Origin of the sequence: Alcanivorax sp. (assembly GCF_002726155.1) — a bacterium.
Taxonomy (GTDB): domain Bacteria; phylum Pseudomonadota; class Gammaproteobacteria; order Pseudomonadales; family Alcanivoracaceae; genus Alcanivorax.
In genome coordinates this window covers 71,488-88,874 of sequence record NZ_PBSH01000037.1, presented here as the reverse complement: position 1 = coordinate 88,874, position 17,387 = coordinate 71,488, and the positions used below count along the sequence as shown (strand labels likewise).

General features: G+C 58.9%; 19 protein-coding genes and 1 tRNA gene. 16 read left to right on the top strand and 4 right to left on the bottom strand.

All coding sequences use genetic code 11. The annotated features are described in order from the left end of the window. Positions 1–23 precede the first annotated feature (23 nt). Positions 24–99, top strand: a tRNA-Lys gene (locus tag CL546_RS11685). 90 nt (positions 100–189) lie between these two features. Here CL546_RS11685 and CL546_RS11680 read toward each other — a convergent pair. Then, positions 190–582 (bottom strand): DUF2493 domain-containing protein, encoded by a 393-nt coding sequence (locus CL546_RS11680; protein WP_290495149.1) that lies wholly within the window; start codon positions 580–582, stop codon positions 190–192. Positions 583–805: 223 nt separating this feature from the next. On the opposite strand from CL546_RS11680, the gene CL546_RS11675 reads away from it, so the two are divergent. The 7 genes from CL546_RS11675 (at position 806) to nadA (ending at position 8,766) form a co-directional block, all read left to right on the top strand. After that, entirely contained in the window at positions 806–1,816 is a 1,011-nt protein-coding gene (locus tag CL546_RS11675; protein ID WP_290495147.1) for a YbgA family protein, read from the top strand. Then, complete coding sequence (locus CL546_RS11670; protein WP_290495145.1) at positions 1,813–2,715, top strand: MerR family transcriptional regulator; 903 nt, start codon at positions 1,813–1,815, stop codon at positions 2,713–2,715. Before CL546_RS11675 ends, CL546_RS11670 begins: the two co-directional genes overlap by 4 nt. Continuing rightward, positions 2,712–4,208 carry a cryptochrome/photolyase family protein gene (locus tag CL546_RS11665; RefSeq protein ID WP_290495143.1) on the top strand — a complete coding sequence of 499 codons (1,497 nt, stop codon included), beginning with the start codon at positions 2,712–2,714 and terminating at the stop codon, positions 4,206–4,208. The genes CL546_RS11670 and CL546_RS11665 overlap by 4 nt, the downstream gene beginning before the upstream one ends. Beyond that, on the top strand, positions 4,205–5,473 hold the full coding sequence (locus tag CL546_RS11660) for an NAD(P)/FAD-dependent oxidoreductase (protein ID WP_290495141.1): 1,269 nt from the start codon (positions 4,205–4,207) through the stop codon (positions 5,471–5,473). The genes CL546_RS11665 and CL546_RS11660 overlap by 4 nt, the downstream gene beginning before the upstream one ends. Then, positions 5,473–6,249, top strand: coding sequence for a DUF1365 domain-containing protein (locus CL546_RS11655; RefSeq protein ID WP_290495139.1), 777 nt, complete (start codon positions 5,473–5,475; stop codon positions 6,247–6,249). Before CL546_RS11660 ends, CL546_RS11655 begins: the two co-directional genes overlap by 1 nt. Before the next feature lie 44 nt (positions 6,250–6,293). Beyond that, entirely contained in the window at positions 6,294–7,562 is a 1,269-nt protein-coding gene (locus tag CL546_RS11650; RefSeq protein ID WP_290495157.1) for an SAM-dependent methyltransferase, read from the top strand. A gap of 154 nt (positions 7,563–7,716) precedes the next feature. Then, the gene (gene nadA, locus CL546_RS11645; RefSeq protein WP_290495137.1) at positions 7,717–8,766 is read left to right on the top strand and encodes a quinolinate synthase NadA; all 1,050 of its coding nucleotides are present in this window, start codon (positions 7,717–7,719) and stop codon (positions 8,764–8,766) included. 108 nt (positions 8,767–8,874) lie between these two features. Here nadA and CL546_RS11640 read toward each other — a convergent pair whose 3' ends face one another. Then, a complete protein-coding gene (locus CL546_RS11640; RefSeq protein ID WP_290495135.1) occupies positions 8,875–10,311 on the bottom strand; it encodes a M48 family metalloprotease in 1,437 nt (478 codons plus the stop codon). A 125-nt stretch (positions 10,312–10,436) separates the two neighbouring features. On the opposite strand from CL546_RS11640, the gene CL546_RS11635 reads away from it, so the two are divergent. Together CL546_RS11635 and CL546_RS11630 are read left to right on the top strand one after the other, a co-directional pair. Continuing rightward, the gene (locus tag CL546_RS11635; RefSeq protein ID WP_463671041.1) at positions 10,437–10,700 is read left to right on the top strand and encodes a sulfurtransferase TusA family protein; all 264 of its coding nucleotides are present in this window, start codon (positions 10,437–10,439) and stop codon (positions 10,698–10,700) included. Then, the gene (locus CL546_RS11630; RefSeq protein ID WP_290495133.1) at positions 10,700–11,791 is read left to right on the top strand and encodes an AI-2E family transporter; all 1,092 of its coding nucleotides are present in this window, start codon (positions 10,700–10,702) and stop codon (positions 11,789–11,791) included. The genes CL546_RS11635 and CL546_RS11630 overlap by 1 nt, the downstream gene beginning before the upstream one ends. Positions 11,792–11,838: 47 nt before the next feature. Here CL546_RS11630 and bcp read toward each other — a convergent pair whose 3' ends face one another. Both bcp and CL546_RS11620 read right to left on the bottom strand, forming a co-directional pair. After that, complete coding sequence (bcp, locus tag CL546_RS11625; RefSeq protein WP_290495131.1) at positions 11,839–12,315, bottom strand: thioredoxin-dependent thiol peroxidase; 477 nt, start codon at positions 12,313–12,315, stop codon at positions 11,839–11,841. 72 nt (positions 12,316–12,387) lie between these two features. Further along, on the bottom strand, positions 12,388–12,915 hold the full coding sequence (locus tag CL546_RS11620; RefSeq protein ID WP_155133983.1) for a glycine cleavage system transcriptional repressor: 528 nt from the start codon (positions 12,913–12,915) through the stop codon (positions 12,388–12,390). A gap of 350 nt (positions 12,916–13,265) precedes the next feature. Between CL546_RS11620 and dapA the strand changes: the two genes are divergently transcribed. The 6 genes from dapA to CL546_RS11590 all read left to right on the top strand — a co-directional run bounded on the left by dapA (position 13,266) and on the right by CL546_RS11590 (position 17,234). After that, a complete protein-coding gene (dapA, locus tag CL546_RS11615; RefSeq protein ID WP_039926965.1) occupies positions 13,266–14,150 on the top strand; it encodes a 4-hydroxy-tetrahydrodipicolinate synthase in 885 nt (294 codons plus the stop codon). Then, on the top strand, positions 14,147–14,764 hold the full coding sequence (gene bamC / locus CL546_RS11610; protein WP_290495128.1) for an outer membrane protein assembly factor BamC: 618 nt from the start codon (positions 14,147–14,149) through the stop codon (positions 14,762–14,764). The genes dapA and bamC overlap by 4 nt, the downstream gene beginning before the upstream one ends. Continuing rightward, positions 14,764–15,537: an MBL fold metallo-hydrolase gene (locus CL546_RS11605; RefSeq protein WP_290495126.1), complete on the top strand. Its 774-nt coding sequence runs from the start codon at positions 14,764–14,766 to the stop codon at positions 15,535–15,537. The genes bamC and CL546_RS11605 overlap by 1 nt, the downstream gene beginning before the upstream one ends. Before the next feature lie 26 nt (positions 15,538–15,563). Then, the gene (purC, locus tag CL546_RS11600) at positions 15,564–16,280 is read left to right on the top strand and encodes a phosphoribosylaminoimidazolesuccinocarboxamide synthase (RefSeq protein ID WP_007149062.1); all 717 of its coding nucleotides are present in this window, start codon (positions 15,564–15,566) and stop codon (positions 16,278–16,280) included. Between the two features lie 72 nt (positions 16,281–16,352). Further along, entirely contained in the window at positions 16,353–16,586 is a 234-nt protein-coding gene (locus tag CL546_RS11595) for a DUF6726 family protein (RefSeq protein WP_007149847.1), read from the top strand. A 141-nt stretch (positions 16,587–16,727) separates the two neighbouring features. Continuing rightward, positions 16,728–17,234, top strand: coding sequence for a hypothetical protein (locus CL546_RS11590; protein WP_290495124.1), 507 nt, complete (start codon positions 16,728–16,730; stop codon positions 17,232–17,234). Positions 17,235–17,387 lie beyond the last annotated feature (153 nt).

Here is a 17,387-nt window from a genome sequence, read left to right as displayed (position 1 = left end):
TTATTTGCGCCTCCTTCGGGAGCGGGTCGTTAGCTCAGTTGGTAGAGCAGTTGGCTTTTAACCAATTGGTCGCTGGTTCGAATCCAGCACGACCCACCATATATTCAAAAGGGCTCGCCTACGGCGGGCCCTTTTTCGTTTCAGCCTCCCGGCTTCTCTCCCTCCGATGTTCCGTTCGACAGCGATCGATCAGCGCTGCAGTTCGCCAGTGCGTTGAAACAGGCGGTTGTCGTGTTCCTCCGCGGGCTTCCACACGGGTAGTCCTGCCTGCTCGGCCAGCTCCACCATGTGTGCAGTGCCACGCCCGCCAGGAAAGGCGATGACGCCCTGAGGGCGACCATGATGCAGCATGCGGCGGTTGCGCATGGGGCCGGCGGCCCGGCCGTGGGCTTTCCAGTTGGCGGGGTAGCTCACCTGGTCGATGCCGTGGTTGTGGGCCCACTGGCCTGCCAGACGGTCGGCGCCGCTGGCGTTGCCGTGAATCAACAGGCTCAGGGTGTCATCCCGGTGCAGGCGGCAGAGGGTCTGTTCCAGCAGGGCATGGTTGTCAAAATCGCGGCCACCGCAGACAAGAATACGCATTATACTGTCCATAATGTCAGTGTTGCGGGAAGTATAAGCATAGGGCTCGGCGATTGCACCTTTGTGATTGTTGTCTTGCAGGCACGTGATGGATAGATGGATAGCCGCGTTCACAGGTCGTTGACAGAGTGACAGGTTAAAGTTGTACAAGATTTTCTTTGTGTACAACCTGAAAGGGCCTATGCATCGTGATGCTCTTTCCCGAAACCAGTGAGGTCGCTCCATGGACAGTGCTCAATCATCATCACCGTTGTCGACATTGCCCGGGTTGCGTATTCCGGTGGGGATCAGTGCCTGTCTGATGGGCCTGGAGGTGCGTCATGACAAGGGGCACAAGCATTCCCGCTACTGTACCGAGGTACTGTCGTCGTACTTTGAATTTCGCTCGCTGTGCCCCGAAATGGGGGCGGGCATGCCGGCGCCACGCAAAGCCATGCATCTTGTCGAGCCTGCCCAGGCAGAACAGGAGCCGGGCAGCGAGGCGCTGCGTTTGCTGACCACGGATGGCGAGCGTGACTGTACCGCGCTGATGCAGGATTTCATTGACCGTACGTTGCCGTCTCTGGCTCCCCTGCGCGGTTATATCCTGATGGCCAAATCCCCCAGCTGTGGCATGGAGCGAATCCGTGTTTATAACGCTGCCGGCAATGTGCAGCGCCGTGATGCCAGCGGCCTGTTTGCGGCGGCGCTGGCCGAGCGCTACCCGCTGATGCCGCTGGAAGAAGAAGGGCGATTGAATGATGCGACCTTGCGGGAGAATTTCATTGAGCGCGTTTTTTTGTACGACGACTGGTGTCAGATGGTAGAGCGGGGGCTCACTGCCCAACAGCTGATTGCTTTCCACAGCCGGCACAAATTCCAGTTACTGGCCCATTGCCAGAAAACCTACCGGGAGCTGGGGCCCATGCTGGCGGATATGAAGGCGCGCCCATTGGCGGACATTGCCGGGGATTATATCCAGGCGGTCATGACCGCCATGAAGAAGCGGGTCTCCCGCGGTGCGCACGTGAATACCCTGCAACACCTGGCCGGGTTCCTGCGTCAGGATCTGGGCGAGGCGGACCGGGCACTGATCAACGAACAGATTGACGCTTACCTGCGTGAAGAGGTGCCCCTGGTGGTGCCCATGACGTTGTTGCGTGGCGCGCTGCGCAAAACGGATCAGCCTTATCTGGCTCAGCAGCGTTATCTCTCCCCCTATCCCGACCCGCTGGGCCTGAGAAATCGGGTATGAGTGAGTCGGTGAGCGTTTCCTCCCTGCGAGCCCCGCAAACCGGTGGCCTCAGCATTCAACAGGTCAGCATGAGCTGTGGTATACCGGCGGTCACTCTGCGTGCCTGGGAGCGCCGTTATGGCTTGCTGTCCCCTGACCGGACGGAGAAGGGGCACCGGCGTTACAGCGAAGCAGATATGGCCCGTATCGAGCAGATTCAGCAGTGGCTGGAGCGAGGGGTGCCGATCAGTCAGGTAACGGGCTTGCTGGATCAGCCGGACACCGCCATCAGCGCCCCCTGTGATCAGGATGCCGGCCCCTGGCACGAGGCGGCGACTGAGGCCATGGCGGCGCTGGAATCGCTCAATACCCGCCGTCTGGAGCAGTTGCTCAACGGGCTGTTGAACGATTACAGCCACGCACTGGTGCTGGAGCAGTTTTGTGATCCCATGCGGGCACGGCTGGCGGGCACGCCGTCGTTGGGCGGGTTACTGGCGATGCTGGATAGCGTGTTGATGGCCAAGTGGTCGTCGCGGGCGTTGTCGCTGGCACCAAGGCGACGGCAACCAGGGTGGCTGCTGATTCCGGTGGGTAATAGCTTGCCGGCCCTGGAGTTGGCGATGGTCTTGAATCGTCCACTCTGGTGTTTGGGGGCGACCCTCTCTGCCGGGGAGTCGCGCGGCATCCTCGACGGGCTGGCCGAGCGCGGTGGCGGGGTGCTGTGGGTGCTGGACCGCTGGCCGACGGCGGCAGAGCGCCAGCAAATGGGCGTTGCGTCCGCCCGCGGCCTTGCCGAAGCGTGCTGGGGGATGGATGTTTCTCAGCTGCCATTGCCGGCAGAAGTGTCGCTGCTCACCGGCCGCCGGCAAGCGCTGCTGAGCGAGCTGGATCGGCTACAACACACCTGGAGTACGACATGAATCTGGTCTGGTATCGCAATGACCTGCGTGTGGCGGCGCATTCGCCCTTGCAGGCCGCATTGTCGGAATCGTCAGGAGCAGAGACACGGACACTGGCTGTGTACTGTCTGTGTCCGGTCCAGTGGGATCGCCACCAGGTGGCTCCGTTACGGCGCTGGTATGTGCTGGAAAGTCTGCGTGAGCTGGGCGAATCACTGGCCCGGCGAGGCGTTGACCTGCATGTGTTGGAGGTCGATACCTTTGACGCGGTGCCGGAGGCGCTGGCGCAGTTTGCGCGGGATCACGGGGTGACACATCTGTACTGCAACCGTGAGTATCCCCTGAACGAAAAACAGCGCGACAAGGCGGTGGCGGAACGGTTGCGCGGGCAGGGCGTTTCCCTGCAGGGATTTGATGACGGAGTGCTGGTGCCGCCTGCTGCATTGCGTACGGGTAAAGGGACGCCCTATACGGTGTTTGGTGCCTACAAGAAGCGGTGGGATGTGTGGATGGCTGATCATCACCCGGCGGTGACGCCCCCCCCGTCAGAATGTGATGACCATGGCGACTTTGCTGGCGCTTCGGTGGTCGCCAACGCACTGAAGGCGCTGAGTGTCCCTGAGGCATTAAGGCAGCAGTGGTCACCCGGAGAAGACGCTGCATGGCAGCAGCTCGACCGGTTTGTGGAGCAGAACCTGGCGGGGTATCGGCGTCAGCGGGACTTTCCGGATCTGGGCGCGACCAGTGGTTTGTCGGCGGCGTTATCCGCCGGGACCTTGTCCGTGGCCAGCTGTTACCGGGCCGCGAGTGAGGCGATGGCGGATGCGGGGAGCCGTGATGGTGCCGCGTGCTGGATCGGCGAACTGGCCTGGCGGGATTTCTACCGTCAGATCATGGCGCAGTTTCCCCGTGTCAGTCGCGGCCAGGCATTCCGCCCCGAAACCGACCTGCTGCAATGGGACCAGGATGACGAACGCTTCGCGGCCTGGTGCGAAGGGCGCACCGGTTACCCACTGGTGGATGCGGCCATGCGTCAGCTGGTTGCCACCGGCTGGATGCATAACCGGCTGCGCATGGTGACAGCCATGTTTCTCAGCAAGCATCTTTGGCTGGACTGGCGTTGGGGAGAAGCCTTCTTCATGGAGCACCTGATGGATGGGGATTTTGCCGCCAACAACGGTGGTTGGCAGTGGAGCGCGTCGGCGGGCACGGATGCGGTGCCCTATTTTCGGGTCTTCAACCCGGTGCGCCAGGGGCAGCGCTTTGATAGTGAGGGCGGTTTCATTGGCCGCTGGGTGCCTGAATTGCGTGGCCTGGATAGCAAGCAAATCCATGAACCCTGGAAGCAACCGTTACTGGCGCCGGATTATCCGCCACCCATCGTGCCCCATGCCGGGGTGCGTGAGCGGGTGACCACCGCGTTCAAGGCGGCCAAGACGCAGTTTGATCAGGAGCAATCGATGAGCTCGGCTATGGATAACAACACGGATAACAACAGAAAGGGAAAAGCATGAGTCAGCGTATTGCCATTGTCGGTGCCGGTATCAGCGGGCTGACCGCCGCCTGGTATTTGTCGAAAGTCGGGCACCAGGTCGAGGTGTTTGAAGCCAATGACTATCTGGGCGGCCACACCTGTACGGTGCCGGTTTCCCGGCCCCACGGGGAATACGCGATTGATGTGGGGTTTATCGTCTTCAATGATCGCACCTACCCGAACTATCTGCGCCTGCTCGATGCGTTGGGCATGCAAGGTCAGCCGACGCCCATGGGCTTTGCGGTGAGTGACCAGAAGAATGGGCTGGAATACTGTGGTGATGGGCTGGGCGGCATGTTTGCCCAGAAACGCAATCTGTTCAGCCCCTCACACTGGCGCTTTATTCGTGACATTTTGCGATTCAACAAGCAGGCACCGGCCTTGCTCAATAGCGTAGAGGGAGACATTCCTCTGGGGAAATATTTGCGCGACAACGGTTACGGCGAGCGTTTTTCCCGGGACTACATTCTGGCCATGGGCGGGGCTATCTGGTCCTGTTCCCTGGAGCAGATGGAAGTGTTTCCTGCCCGGTTCTTCATTCAGTTTTTCCAGAACCATGGCCTGCTGTCGCTCAATGATCGCCCACAGTGGTTTGTGGTTCCCGGTGGCTCCAACCAATATGTGCAGCCGTTGGTAGACGGTTGCGAAGCCACCTTTCATACCGGCACCCCGGTACAGGGGGTGCGTCGAGATGATCAAGGTGTCTACGTAACGGTGCAGGGCCAAGAGCAGCACTTTGATCAAGTGGTGCTGGCTTGCCACAGCGATCAGGCGCTGGCGTTGCTGGGTGATCCGGATGAACGGGAAAAGCGTACCTTGTCGCAATTGGGTTATCAGGACAATGAGGTGGTCTTGCACACCGATACCCGGCTTTTACCGCGTCGCGAGCGGGTCTGGTCCAGCTGGAATGCCTTGCTTTTCGAGCAGGATCAGGAACGGGTTCAGGTGACCTACAACATGAATATTCTGCAGGGCATTAACGCCCCGGAAACGTTCTGTGTAACGCTCAATGCCACGGATCGCATTGATGAAAACAAAATCCTGGCGCGTTACCGTTTTGCGCACCCGCTATTTACGCCGCAAACCGTGGCCGCCCGCGAGCAGTTATTGAAAGAAAACGGTAAACGGGCTACCTGGTTTGCCGGTGCCTGGTGTCGCAATGGCTTTCATGAAGATGGCGTGGTGTCTGCGCTGAACGTGGTGGATGGCATTGCTGCCAGAGCCCGGGCAGGGAGTGCTGCGTAATGAAGGCGCCGGCTGAGCAAGGGGTAACGCCTTGCGCCATTGCCAAGGGGCGAGTCTGGCATCAGCGGCTGAAACCGTTTACTCACGGTTTTGATTACCCGCTGTGGATGGTCTGGTGCGACCTGGAAAAAATCGATGTGCTGTTGGGACAGCACTGGGCCTGGGGGCGGGCATGGCGACCGGTGACGTTTCGTGACCGGGATTACCTGGATGGCCGTTGTGTTCCGTTGGCGACAAAAGTGCGCGAAAAAGCACTCACTCTGGGGCTGGATTGGTCCCGCGGGCAGACCTTTATGCTGGGGCAGTGGCGTACCTTTGGTTCCCTGTTTAATCCGCTGGTGTTGTACCTGCATTTTCCGGAAGGGCAAAGCCAGCCCGACAGCATGATTGCCGAGGTGCAGAATACGCCCTGGCGTGAACGTCACTTTTATCCCCTCACATTTTCGCGTCGCGATAACGGCGCGCTGGTGGTTGATCATCCCAAGGCGTTTCATGTCTCGCCGTTCCTGCCCATGTTGCTGCAATACCACTGGTCTCTTCACGTTGCCTTACCCAATTTGCGAATAGGGTTGGAAGACCGGGACGATCAGACTCCCGTCTTCAAGGCCGGCCTGAAATTGCAATTATTTGCGCCGGATTCGGCCGCGATGGGCAAGGGGGTTTTCCGGTTTGGTGCACAGGGGTTGGCCACGCTGAAACGTATCTACTGGCAGGCCTTCAAACTGTGGCGCAAGGGTGCGGTCTTCCATGGCCACCCCGCTGGCAAGCGCGATTAACGCGCTGAATACGATGAAGATGAAGGAAACAGGGAGTGAGACACATGCTGTCTGGCGATAAAGCCTCTGACAATAAAGGTGACCAGGCCGGCACACTGAGTTGGCCGCAGTCGGTGGCGCGTACACTGGTGTTGAATCAGCTGGCGAAACTGCCCCATGGCGGTTTGCGTATCGATGAGCCGGATGGCAATACGGTGATGTTGGGCAATAGTGCTCAGTCTCACGACCCGGGACACATTGTTCTGGCGGACTGGCGCACCTACGGCATGATGATGAGTGGTGGAGCGCTGGGAGCGGCGGAAGCCTTTATGGAAGAAGGTTGGTCCAGCCCGGACCTGGTCAAGGTGATTCGCTATTTCGCGGCCAATGTGGATGCCATGCAAGCCCTGGAAGGGGGCTTTGCTTCCCTGTCCAAGCCGGCGCTGAAGATGCTGCATCGCTACAATCGAAATTCTCTGCAGGGATCGCGCAGAAATATTTCTGCCCACTACGATCTGGGTAACGATTTTTTCAGCCTGTTTCTGGACCGTACCATGATGTATTCCAGTGCGGTATTTCCCCACCCGGAAGCCTCTCTGGAAGACGCGTCTGTGCACAAGCTGGATTTGATTTGTCAGCGCCTGCAATTACAGCCAGGCATGACGTTGCTGGAAATCGGCACGGGTTGGGGGGGGCTGGCCCTGCATGCGGCGCAGCATTATGGCGTCACGGTTACCACCACAACCATTTCCCGTGAGCAGGCCCGTTATGCCCGGGCGCAGGTTGCTGATGCGGGGCTGGGTGATCGTATTACCATTCTGGAAAACGATTACCGGGAATTGACCGGCCAGTACGACCGGGTGGTATCGGTGGAAATGATTGAAGCAGTGGGGGCGGAATTTTTGCCCGGTTATTTTGATGTGCTGGGCAAGCGCCTGAAGCCGGAGGGGCTGCTGTTGATTCAGGCAATCACCGTGCCGGATCAGCGTTATGACTATGCGCTCAAACAGGTGGATTTTATCAAGCGCTATATCTTCCCGGGAGGTTTTCTGCCCAGTGTGTCGGTGATGTGCGACAACCTGACCCGCCATACTCGCCTGGTGGCCACGGAGCTGCACGACATCGGCCATGATTACGCCCTGACTTTGAATCACTGGCGGCAACGTTTTCACGGTGCGCTGTCTCGCATTCGTGAGCTGGGCTTTGATGAGCGGTTCGTGCGCATGTGGGAGTACTATCTGTGCTACTGCGAGGGGGCCTTCCTGGAGCGCGCCATCAGCACGGTACACCTGGTGGCCGCAGGCCCTGCCTATCGGCCCTCCTTGCAGGCTTGAAAAGCGGCGCCGGCGCGCCCATTTTAGTCACTGCAGGGCGAGTCATTGACCGTGATTCAGCGGTTCCTTGATGTTGTGGTATTATGCCCGCCTTATTTTTCGTATTAACTTTATAAGTTGTTGATATCAGGGGGAAACCCCGGGCGGTAAGGCAATGACTGCAGAGGCACAAGCACGGGTTCAGGCGCACCTGGCCAAGGTAGAGCCGGACGATACGCTCAGTGATGAGCAGCGAGCATCCTATCGAGACCGGATCAAGGCGCTGTTGCGTCAGCGCGATGCGGTGCTGGTGGCGCATTACTACACAGACCCTGAAATTCAGTCGCTGGCGGAAGAGACCGGCGGCTGTGTGTCCGATTCCCTGGAAATGGCCCGTTTCGGTAAAGACCATCCCGCGTCCACGCTGATTGTGGCCGGGGTCAAGTTCATGGGTGAGACCGCCAAGATTCTCAGTCCGGAAAAGCGCGTCTTCATGCCGACGCTGGAAGCGACCTGCTCCCTGGATATTGGTTGCCCGGAAGACGAGTTTTCCGCTTTTTGCGATGAGCACCCGGACCGCACCGTGGTGGTTTACGCCAATACATCCGCTGCCGTGAAAGCCCGGGCCGATTGGGTGGTTACCTCATCCATCGCGGTGGAGCTGATTGAGCATCTTGACAGCAACGGTGAGAAAATCCTGTGGGCACCGGATAAGCATTTGGGCGGCTATGTGCGCGACAAATCCGGCGCTGATGTACTGTGCTGGGATGGTGCGTGCATTGTGCACGAAGAGTTCAAGGCCAAAGGCCTGCATGATCTTAAAGCGGCGTACCCGGACGCTGCCATTCTGGTGCATCCGGAATCGCCGGCCTCGGTAGTGGCAATGGCGGATGTGGTGGGTTCTACGTCGCAGCTGATCAAGGCCGCTTGCGAGATGGATAACGAGGCCTTTATTGTCGCGACAGACAAGGGCATCTTCTACAAGATGCAGCAACTGGCGCCGGGCAAAACCTTCCTTGAAGCACCGACCGCCGGTTCCGGGGCAACCTGCCGCAGTTGCGCCCATTGCCCATGGATGGCGATGAATGGCCTGCAGAACATGCTGGCAGTGCTGGAAGATGAAAACGGCATGGGCCAGGAAATCTTTGTGAACGAGGGCCTGGCAGAGAAAGCCATGGTGCCGTTGAACCGCATGCTGGATTTCGGTCAATCATTGAAAGGATAACAGTGGCTCGGGCCTGACAGGCGATCAGGGTAACAGGTTGTGGTGTCAGGCCGGTACGGGGTGAGCGAGTTGGGGCAGGCGAAAGCCCAGCGGATCCTCGCCCTTCGCTCAGAATTCCTCTTCGGACAATCGCTTCATTTCCCGCAATCGCCCGTTCAGCTTGCTGTACAGGGCGAAGTCGTTTTCTGCATCACGCAGGGCGTAACGCATTTGTTGCTGCGCCTTGGGATCGTTGCCACGCAGGAATTGGCTTTCCGCACGGGCATGCAGGGCGCGCACGGTATCCCCGCTATTGCCGTAGGCATCGGCAACCAGGTCCCAGATGTGCGGGTCATTGGCGTGTTCATGGACCAGCGGTTTAAGTAGCGGCAGGGCCTTTTCCGGTTGTTTGCTACGCAGGTAGGCCTTGCTTTGCAGGATGGATGCGGCGTAATTGTCCGGAGAAATTCGCTGTACCCACTCGGTTTCTTTAATGGTCAGTGGGTAGTTGCCTTCATCCAGTGCCACTTCCGCCAGACCCAGACGGAACCAGAGCTCGTCCGGGTACTGATCGGCCAGCCCCTGCATCAGCTCGCGGGCCTGATCATAGTGATTGGCGCGCAGGTAGCTCAGTGCCAGGCCATAACGCGCCGCCTGCAGGCCCAGCGCACTGCGCTCATTGCTGTAGCGTTTGAAGTATTCAATGGCCTGATCGTCAGAGGTAATAAACCCCGCCTTGAGCCGCGCCTGAGCCAGCAGAAAACCGGTGGATATGGATAACCGTGCCGGTGGCAGGGTGCGTGCCCGCGCCCGACTGTCGGCAATACGGCTTTCGGTCACCGGGTGAGTGAGCAGGAACTCCGGCGGATCGCCAGAGAAACGCTGGCTATCGTGCATGCGCTCGAAAAAACGCGGCATGGCGCTCGGGTCCATGCCTGAGGCGGCCAGGGTCTGCATGCCTACCCGGTCGGCTTCGCGTTCATTCTGGCGAGAGTAGGCCAGTTGGGCCTGAATGGCGCCGGCCTGAGTCGCAGCGATACCGGCCATGCCGGCTTCACCGTCACCGGCGATGGCCACGGCCAGGCTGGCCAGCATGGCGGCCAGCACGGCGGTGTTCATTTTTTTCGAATCCAGGTAGCGGCGAGCAAAGTGCCGCTGGCTCACGTGGGCAATTTCGTGGGCAACCACTCCGGCCACTTCGTCTTCGCTGTCCGCATTCAGGAATAGGCCGGCGTTGAGACCGATGACGCCGCCGGGTACCGCGAAGGCGTTAATCTGGCGGCTGTTGATGACCACGATATCCAGGTTCGGTTCTTTCAGGTCGCTGTAGGAGGCCAGGCGGTAGACCAGGCTTTCCACGTATTCCTGCACCATGGGGTCGGACATGATGGACGTCTGCCCGCGCAGGCCGCGCAGCCAGGCCCGACCCAGGCGGTATTCCTGGTCGGCAGACATTAGCGCGGCAGTGGGATCCCCGAGTACCGGCAGGTTGTCATCGGCGGCAGACGGGCTTGCCAGCCAGCAGCAGCCGAACAGCAAAAAAGTACGTAAAAACAGCGTCAACAAGTTGTGGCTCCGTCCAGCGACGAGTAACGGGTCATGAAATTCCGGGTATCGCTATGCGGGCACTGATTCAATGCCCGGCTTGTGACTATAATGCCGTCAGGGCGGCGATGAATGAAGCGATTACAATGACTGAAAACCCTGTATCCAAACAAATGGTTGATCTCCATGTGGATGCCTCCACATTACAATGCCCGCTGCCGTTATTGAAAACCCGGCAGGCGTTACGGCAACTCCGCGCCGGGCAAGTACTGGAAGTGATCGCCACGGACACCGGCTCAGCCAGTGATATCCCTGCCTATCTGAGACAATCCTGTCATGAGCTAGTTCGCATGCAGGAAAGCAAAGGCCGCTACTGTTTTGTTATCCGCTGCGGCACACAGGAGCCTTGATGCTACGCATATTGAGAAACTGGGCCGATAACTACTTCTCGGATGAAGAAGCGGTGTATCTGGTTGTCCTGCTACTGGGCATTGGCCTGACCATCGCGTTCTTCGGCGGCATGCTGGCCCCGGTGTTCACGGCCATGGTGGTCGCTTACCTGATGCAGGGGCTGGTGGGGGCGCTGGAGCGCCGGGGCGTGAAACGCATGCTGGCAGTGGGGCTGGTGTTCACGCTGTTTATGGGGCTGTTGATTGCCACGTTGGTCGTGTTATTGCCCATGGTCTGGCGGCAGCTGGTGCTGCTGGTTCAGGATCAGTTGCCCCATGTGCTCAAGAATGGGGAAATCTGGTTGCGGGGGTTGCCGGCGCATTACCCGGAAATCATTTCCATGGAACAGGTGAATTCCATTGTTGCGGTGATTCAGCGGGAAGTGGCGGAAGCCGGGCAAGGGGTGTTGACCCTGTCGCTGGCGTCGATCCCGAACCTGGTGGAAATCATGGTGTTTCTGGTGTTGGTGCCGTTGCTGGTGTTCTTCTTTCTGAAGGACCGGGAAACGCTGGTGAACTGGATGCTGGGGTTTCTGCCCAGCAAGCGGCGGATCCTGTCCCATGTATGGCAGGAAATGGACGGCCAGATTGCCAACTATGTGCGGGGCAAGGCGATTGAGATTCTGCTGGTAGGCGGGGCAACCTTTATTGCCTTTGTGCTGTTGGACATGAATTACGCAGTGCTGTTGTCGGTGCTGGTGGGACTCTCGGTGGTGGTGCCGTATATTGGCGCCACCGTGGTGACCTTGCCGGTGGCGGCGGTGGCCTATGTGCAGTTCGGCTGGGGCGGGGATTTCGCCCTGGTGATGATCGTGTACGGCATTATCCAGTTCATTGACGGCAATATTCTGGTGCCGCTGCTGTTTTCCGAGGCGGTGAACCTGCACCCGGTGGCGATTATTACCGCGATTTTGTTGTTCGGTGGGTTATGGGGGCTGTGGGGAGTGTTCTTCGCCATCCCGCTGGCCACGCTGATCAAGGCGGTGATCAACGCCTGGCCCCGGCAGGCAGATTATTCTCCTGGTAAGCAGGAGGCGCAGCCAGAGGCGTGAGACAAAAAAGGGGCGCAAGTCGCCCCTTTTTTACTGGTAACGTCGCTTTAAATCTCTAGCGCATCCAGTTCTGCTAGCAGATCGTCGTGATGGGACTTGGTTTTGAATTTGTCCATCACCTTCAGCAGTTTGCCATTCTTGCCGATGATAAAGGTGGTACGGATGAGCCCCATGAACTCCTTGCCCATGAATTTTTTCATGCCCCAGCATCCGTATTTCTCAGCGGTGGCGTGATCTTCGTCGGATAGCAAGGTGAAGTTCAGCTCATGCTTGTCTATAAACTTGGGCAGGCGAGCAACGGCATCCGGGCTGATGCCGAACACAACCACGCCCCGCTTTTCCAGCTCGGCTTTGGTGTCGCGAATGCCGCAGGCCTGGGTGGTGCAGCCCGGGGTGAGGGCTTTGGGGTAGAAAAAAATCACCACCGGGTTCTTGTCCCTGAAGGACCGCAATTCAATCAGGTTGCCGTCCTGATCCGGCAGTTTGAAGTTGGGGGCCAGATTGCCAATCTTGGGGTGTGCCATAGTTGTCCTGTTCTCTTTCATGGTGTTGATGATTTTTCCGTGTTGCTTGCTGCGTGAAGCGTGCTGCAGATTTTAACGCTTCGGCGTCATGGTGGCGTCCAGGTTGCGTGCTTCGCAGAAGTCCAGGAACGCATCGCGCAACTGGGCCACGGAGTGCTCCGCGCTCATGCTCAGGACCAGCTGCAGGCTGAACATGCGGGTGCCGGTATGGGGCGCAGCGTAGGTGCCGGTATGCAAATCATCAATATTGATATTTCGCGCGGAAAAGAAATTGGCGATTTCATGGACGATGCCGGGGTTGTCCATGGCGACGACCTCTACCTCATAGGGCAGGGCGGCAGGGCGAGCATCCGGGGCGCGGGTGCGCTTGAGCGTGATCAGCAGGTCCAGTTGTTCGGATAGCTGCTGCTGCCCGGCTTCCAGGTTGTCCAGGGTGGTCGCGTTGCCGGCGACCAGCATCAGTACGGCAAATTCGCCGCCCAGCACCGTCATGCGCGAATCCATGATGCTGCCATCATATTCCAGCACGGCTTTGGACAGGGCCTGCACTATGCCGGGCCGGTCCGTGCCCAGGGCAGAAATGACAATCAACTGGTCCATGGCTGCTCTCCATCAGTGGTGGCCATCTGTTTATGGCCCTGCGATACCGGGGGATAGACATCGGTATGCCGGGCTGCATTCGCCCTCTGCAGGGGCGTGTGTGGCCAATCAGTCTACCCAGTTCATCCAGTACTGAACACTTGCCGGTGTGGGAGGTCTTAACACTGGGCCCTCAAGGCGTTGCCGTTTTTCGCTTCCTCTTGCTTTTGCAGGGGGAAACGAAGGACTCGCGTCTTGTCCGCCTTGGGGGCGAGGTTTACCATAGCGCCCTTCGGTCGACGATAGCGCCTGCTGGCAGGAAGCGTCGCGGTTAATTGGCGCATAGTGTTTGCGCAGAACAGGAGACAGTCATGATTCGCGGCAGCATAGTGGCCTTGGTGACCCCCATGCGTGCAGATGGGTCCGTGGACTGGGAGCGTTTGCGCTCGCTGGTTAACTGGCATGTAGAGCAGGGCACCCACGCCATCGTGGCTGTGGGCACCACGGGTGAATCCGCCACGCTCGGTTTTGAAGAGCATGACAGTGTGATCCGTGAAGTGGTGGCGCTGGCCAAGGGGCGGATTCCGGTGATTGCCGGTACCGGCGCCAACAATACCGAAGAAGCCATTCGCCTGACTCGCGACGCCAAACGCGATGGCGCGGATGCCTGTCTGCTGGTGACGCCTTACTACAACAAGCCTCCTCAGGAAGGTCTGTATCAGCACTTTCTGGCAGTGGCTCGTGCCGTGGATATCCCCCAGATCCTGTATAACGTGCCCGGCCGCACGTCCTGCGACCTGCTGCCGGAAACCGTGGAGCGTTTGAGCAAGGTGCCTAACATCGTTGGCATCAAGGAAGCCACCGGGAACCTGGAGCGGGCCCGCGAGATCCGTGAGCGTTGTGGTGACGACTTCATGCTTTACTCCGGCGACGATGCCACCGCCCTGGACTTTATCCTGGCTGGCGGCCATGGCGATATTTCTGTGACTGCCAATGTGGCGCCGGCGAAAATGGCTGCCATGTGTGAGGCGGCTCTGGCCGGGGATGCTGATAAAGCCCGTGCACTGAATGCGGAACTGGAACCCCTGCACCGTGATCTGTTTATTGAAGCGAATCCGATCCCGGTGAAATGGGCACTGTTTGAAATGGGGCTGATTGACGCAGGCATCCGGCTGCCGCTGGTGTCGCTGTCAGAAGCGGCCCAGCCGCGGTTGCGTGAAACCATGCGCCAATGCGGCCTGCTGGAGGTTAAATGAAGAAAGCGGCGTTGCTTGCCCCCCTTGCGCTCGCCCTGCTGGTGACCGGGTGTAGCTGGTTGCCGGACAGCAGCCTGGAATACCGTAAAGCGGACGTGACGGATCCGATAAAGGTCCCGGAAGGTGATGTCTTTATTGGTGAGCAGCCGCTCTATGCGGTGCCGAGGCTGGATGAACGGTTGACCGCTCCCCGTGAAGATGAAGACCGCTTCGAGCCGCCACGCCCACCGCAACTGGTGGTGCTGGGGAATGCGCCGGACAAGGAAAACGATGAGCCGGCTCCGGAAGGGGAGTCGGCCAAGGCGCTGCTGGGCCGTGACGGCAACGGCTACCCGATCATCATGATGTCCACCCGCTACGCCTGGGCGTGGGAATATGTGGGCGATGCCCTGAAGAAAACCGATTTAAAGGTGGGTGACCGCGATCGTGAAGTGGGCATCTTTTATCTTAAGGTTCCTGAACGATATGAGTTGGGTGCCCGTGAAGCACAGCTGAAACTGAGCCACACCACCAACGGTATCCAGGTGGCGGTCCTGAACGAGAAAGGCACCGCGCTGGTGGAGAAAACCCCGGGGCTGGCCATTCTCGAGCGAATCTACGACGAGCTCGATTAATGCAGCTGGCGTCACTGGGTAGTGGCAGTAAAGGCAATGCCACGCTGGTGCAGGCTGACGATACCCTGGTGCTGATCGATTGCGGTTTCACGGTGAAAGAAACCGAGGCGCGGCTGGGGAGGTTGGGCCTGACGGCGGCACAGCTCAGCGCGATTCTGGTCACCCATGAACACGGTGATCATATTCGCAGCGCCGGGGCGCTGGCCCGCAAGGTGGGATGCCCGGTATACAGCTCCTTTGGCACGGCCAGCGCTGTGCATGACAAGCGCGCTACCCTGAAAGGTGCCGACTGGCAGGAAATCCGCCCCGGCCGCACATTCAGCCTGGGAGCCATGGAAATACTGCCGGTGCTGGTGCCCCACGATGCCCGCGAACCTTGCCAGTACCGTTTTTCCTGGCAGCAGCGCACTGTGGGGGTACTGACGGACCTGGGCGCGATTACTCCCCACGTGGTGGATGCCTACCGGGAATGTGATGCACTGGTGCTGGAATGCAATCACGACCCGCAGTTGCTGGCGTCTGGCCCGTATCCGTCATCGTTGAAACGGCGTGTGGGTGGTATGTTAGGGCATCTGAGCAACGATCAGGCGGCGGCATTGCTGCGCCAGGCCAATGTGGATCGCCTGCAACATTTGGTGCTGTCGCACTTGAGTGAACAGAACAACACGTCCCGGCACGCACTGGATGCGGTCGAACGGGTGATTACCCAGGGGCGTGAACGAATTGGCGTTGCCAGCCAGACGGAAGGGTTTGACTGGCTGCAAGTACATTAATACTGACCTGAGTAATAGGCCTTTCCATGGAAAAACGCGACGAGTTGTATGCCGGCAAAGCCAAGTCTGTGTACACCACCGATGACGCGGACAAGCTGATCATGCTGTTTCGTGACGACACCTCAGCCTTCGACGGCAAGAAAAAGGAGGCGTTGGCGCGCAAGGGAGCGGTGAACAATCAGTTTAACGCGGCCATCATGGAAAAGCTGAAGGCGGCGGGCATTCCCTGCCACTTCGAGAAAACCCTGTCCGCCACGGAATCTCTGGTCAAGAAGATGGACATGATCCCGGTAGAGTGTGTGGTGCGTAACATCGCCGCGGGCTCTATCTGTCGTCGTCTGGGTGTGGAAGAAGGGCTGGAGCTGAACCCGCCCACCTTTGAATTCTTCCTCAAGGATGATGACCTGGGGGATCCCATGGTCAATGATTTCCATATTCAGAGCTTTGGCTGGGCCACCGATGAACAGGTGGCGCAGATGAAGGTGCTTACCTTCCAGGTGAACGATGTGCTCAAGCAGCTGTTCCTGGACGGTGAAATGCTGCTGGTGGATTACAAGCTGGAATTTGGCGTGTTTAATGGTGAAGTGCTGCTGGGCGATGAATTCAGCCCGGACGGTTGTCGCCTGTGGGACAAGAACACCCGCGAAAAACTGGACAAGGACCGTTTCCGCCAGGGGTTGGGTGGCGTGGTAGAAGCCTACGAAGAAGTGGGCAAGCGTCTGGGGATGACGTTCGAGTACTGATCAATGACAGGCGCTTGCCGGGCCGACCGGTGCCGGCAGGCTCCCAATAATAAGTAGAAAAAAGGAGAAGGTATGAAATCCGTAATGCGTCTGGCCGTTATTGGCCTGTTGGCCGCCGTTCTCAGTGGCTGTTTCCTCACCAAGCTGGCGACCACGCCCATGCGTTTAGTGGGGGCTGCCGGTTCCGTGGTTGGGGCGGTGCTGTCGATTATCCCGGTGGCGGGTAATGCCGCTGATGAAGCGCTGGAAAAGGTCGACGGAGCCATTGATGGGACCGCGGACAGTATCGATAAAATTCCGCTCTGATCCACGCTGAATTTCCCCTGACCGGCGTTTGCGCCGGCTACGGGGGACGCCTTGGCGCTTGTAATCGGCCAGGCGGTTGTGAAAAATACAGGCTCTTTGCCGGGGCTTGCCCGATATAACAACAATAAACTGGAGTTTGCCATGCGTCGCTGGCTGCTTTCCTTCCTTGCGTTGCTGCCTCTGTCGGCGGCGGCGGACGATGCCCTGATCGGTATCGGCTATCTCAATGGTCTGGTCGGGCTGAACCTCGAATGGGCTACCGAAAAGAACAGTTTCTACGGCATGCCTGCCTATTATGTGGATTCCAGTGGCCTGGATACGGAAGAGTTCCGCTGGGTAGCAGGCTGGCGCCACAAGATGGAACGCGGGTTGATGTCAGAAAAGGGGTTCTACACGGGCCTGATGGCGGGCGACCTGGGCGGCGAGCGCCACTATGAGCGGCTGGGCGCTGGCGTTGAGCTGGGCCACCAGTGGGTGAAACCGTACTCGCGCTGGACCGTGAGCGCGGCGGTGGGCGTGCTGGAAGCGCTGGAGTGCGACGAGTACCGTGGCATCAGGGCTTGCGATAGTGAGGAAGAGCGCGATCGGTATGATCTGGATATCGAGCCGGTGGTCGTGCTGGGGGTGAGTTTCAGTCTGCGCCGCTGATTGCTCAAGCTTGAGCCTGACATCACCGTTTTGTGGAAAAGCCGCTTATCGAGCGGCTTTTCTCGTTCTGGTTACTTTCTCTTGCTGCCGTGCCGTTTTTCGTTAATCGGCTGCGCCTTTCTCTTGCTTTTTCCGATTATGCCCTGTTCCCGG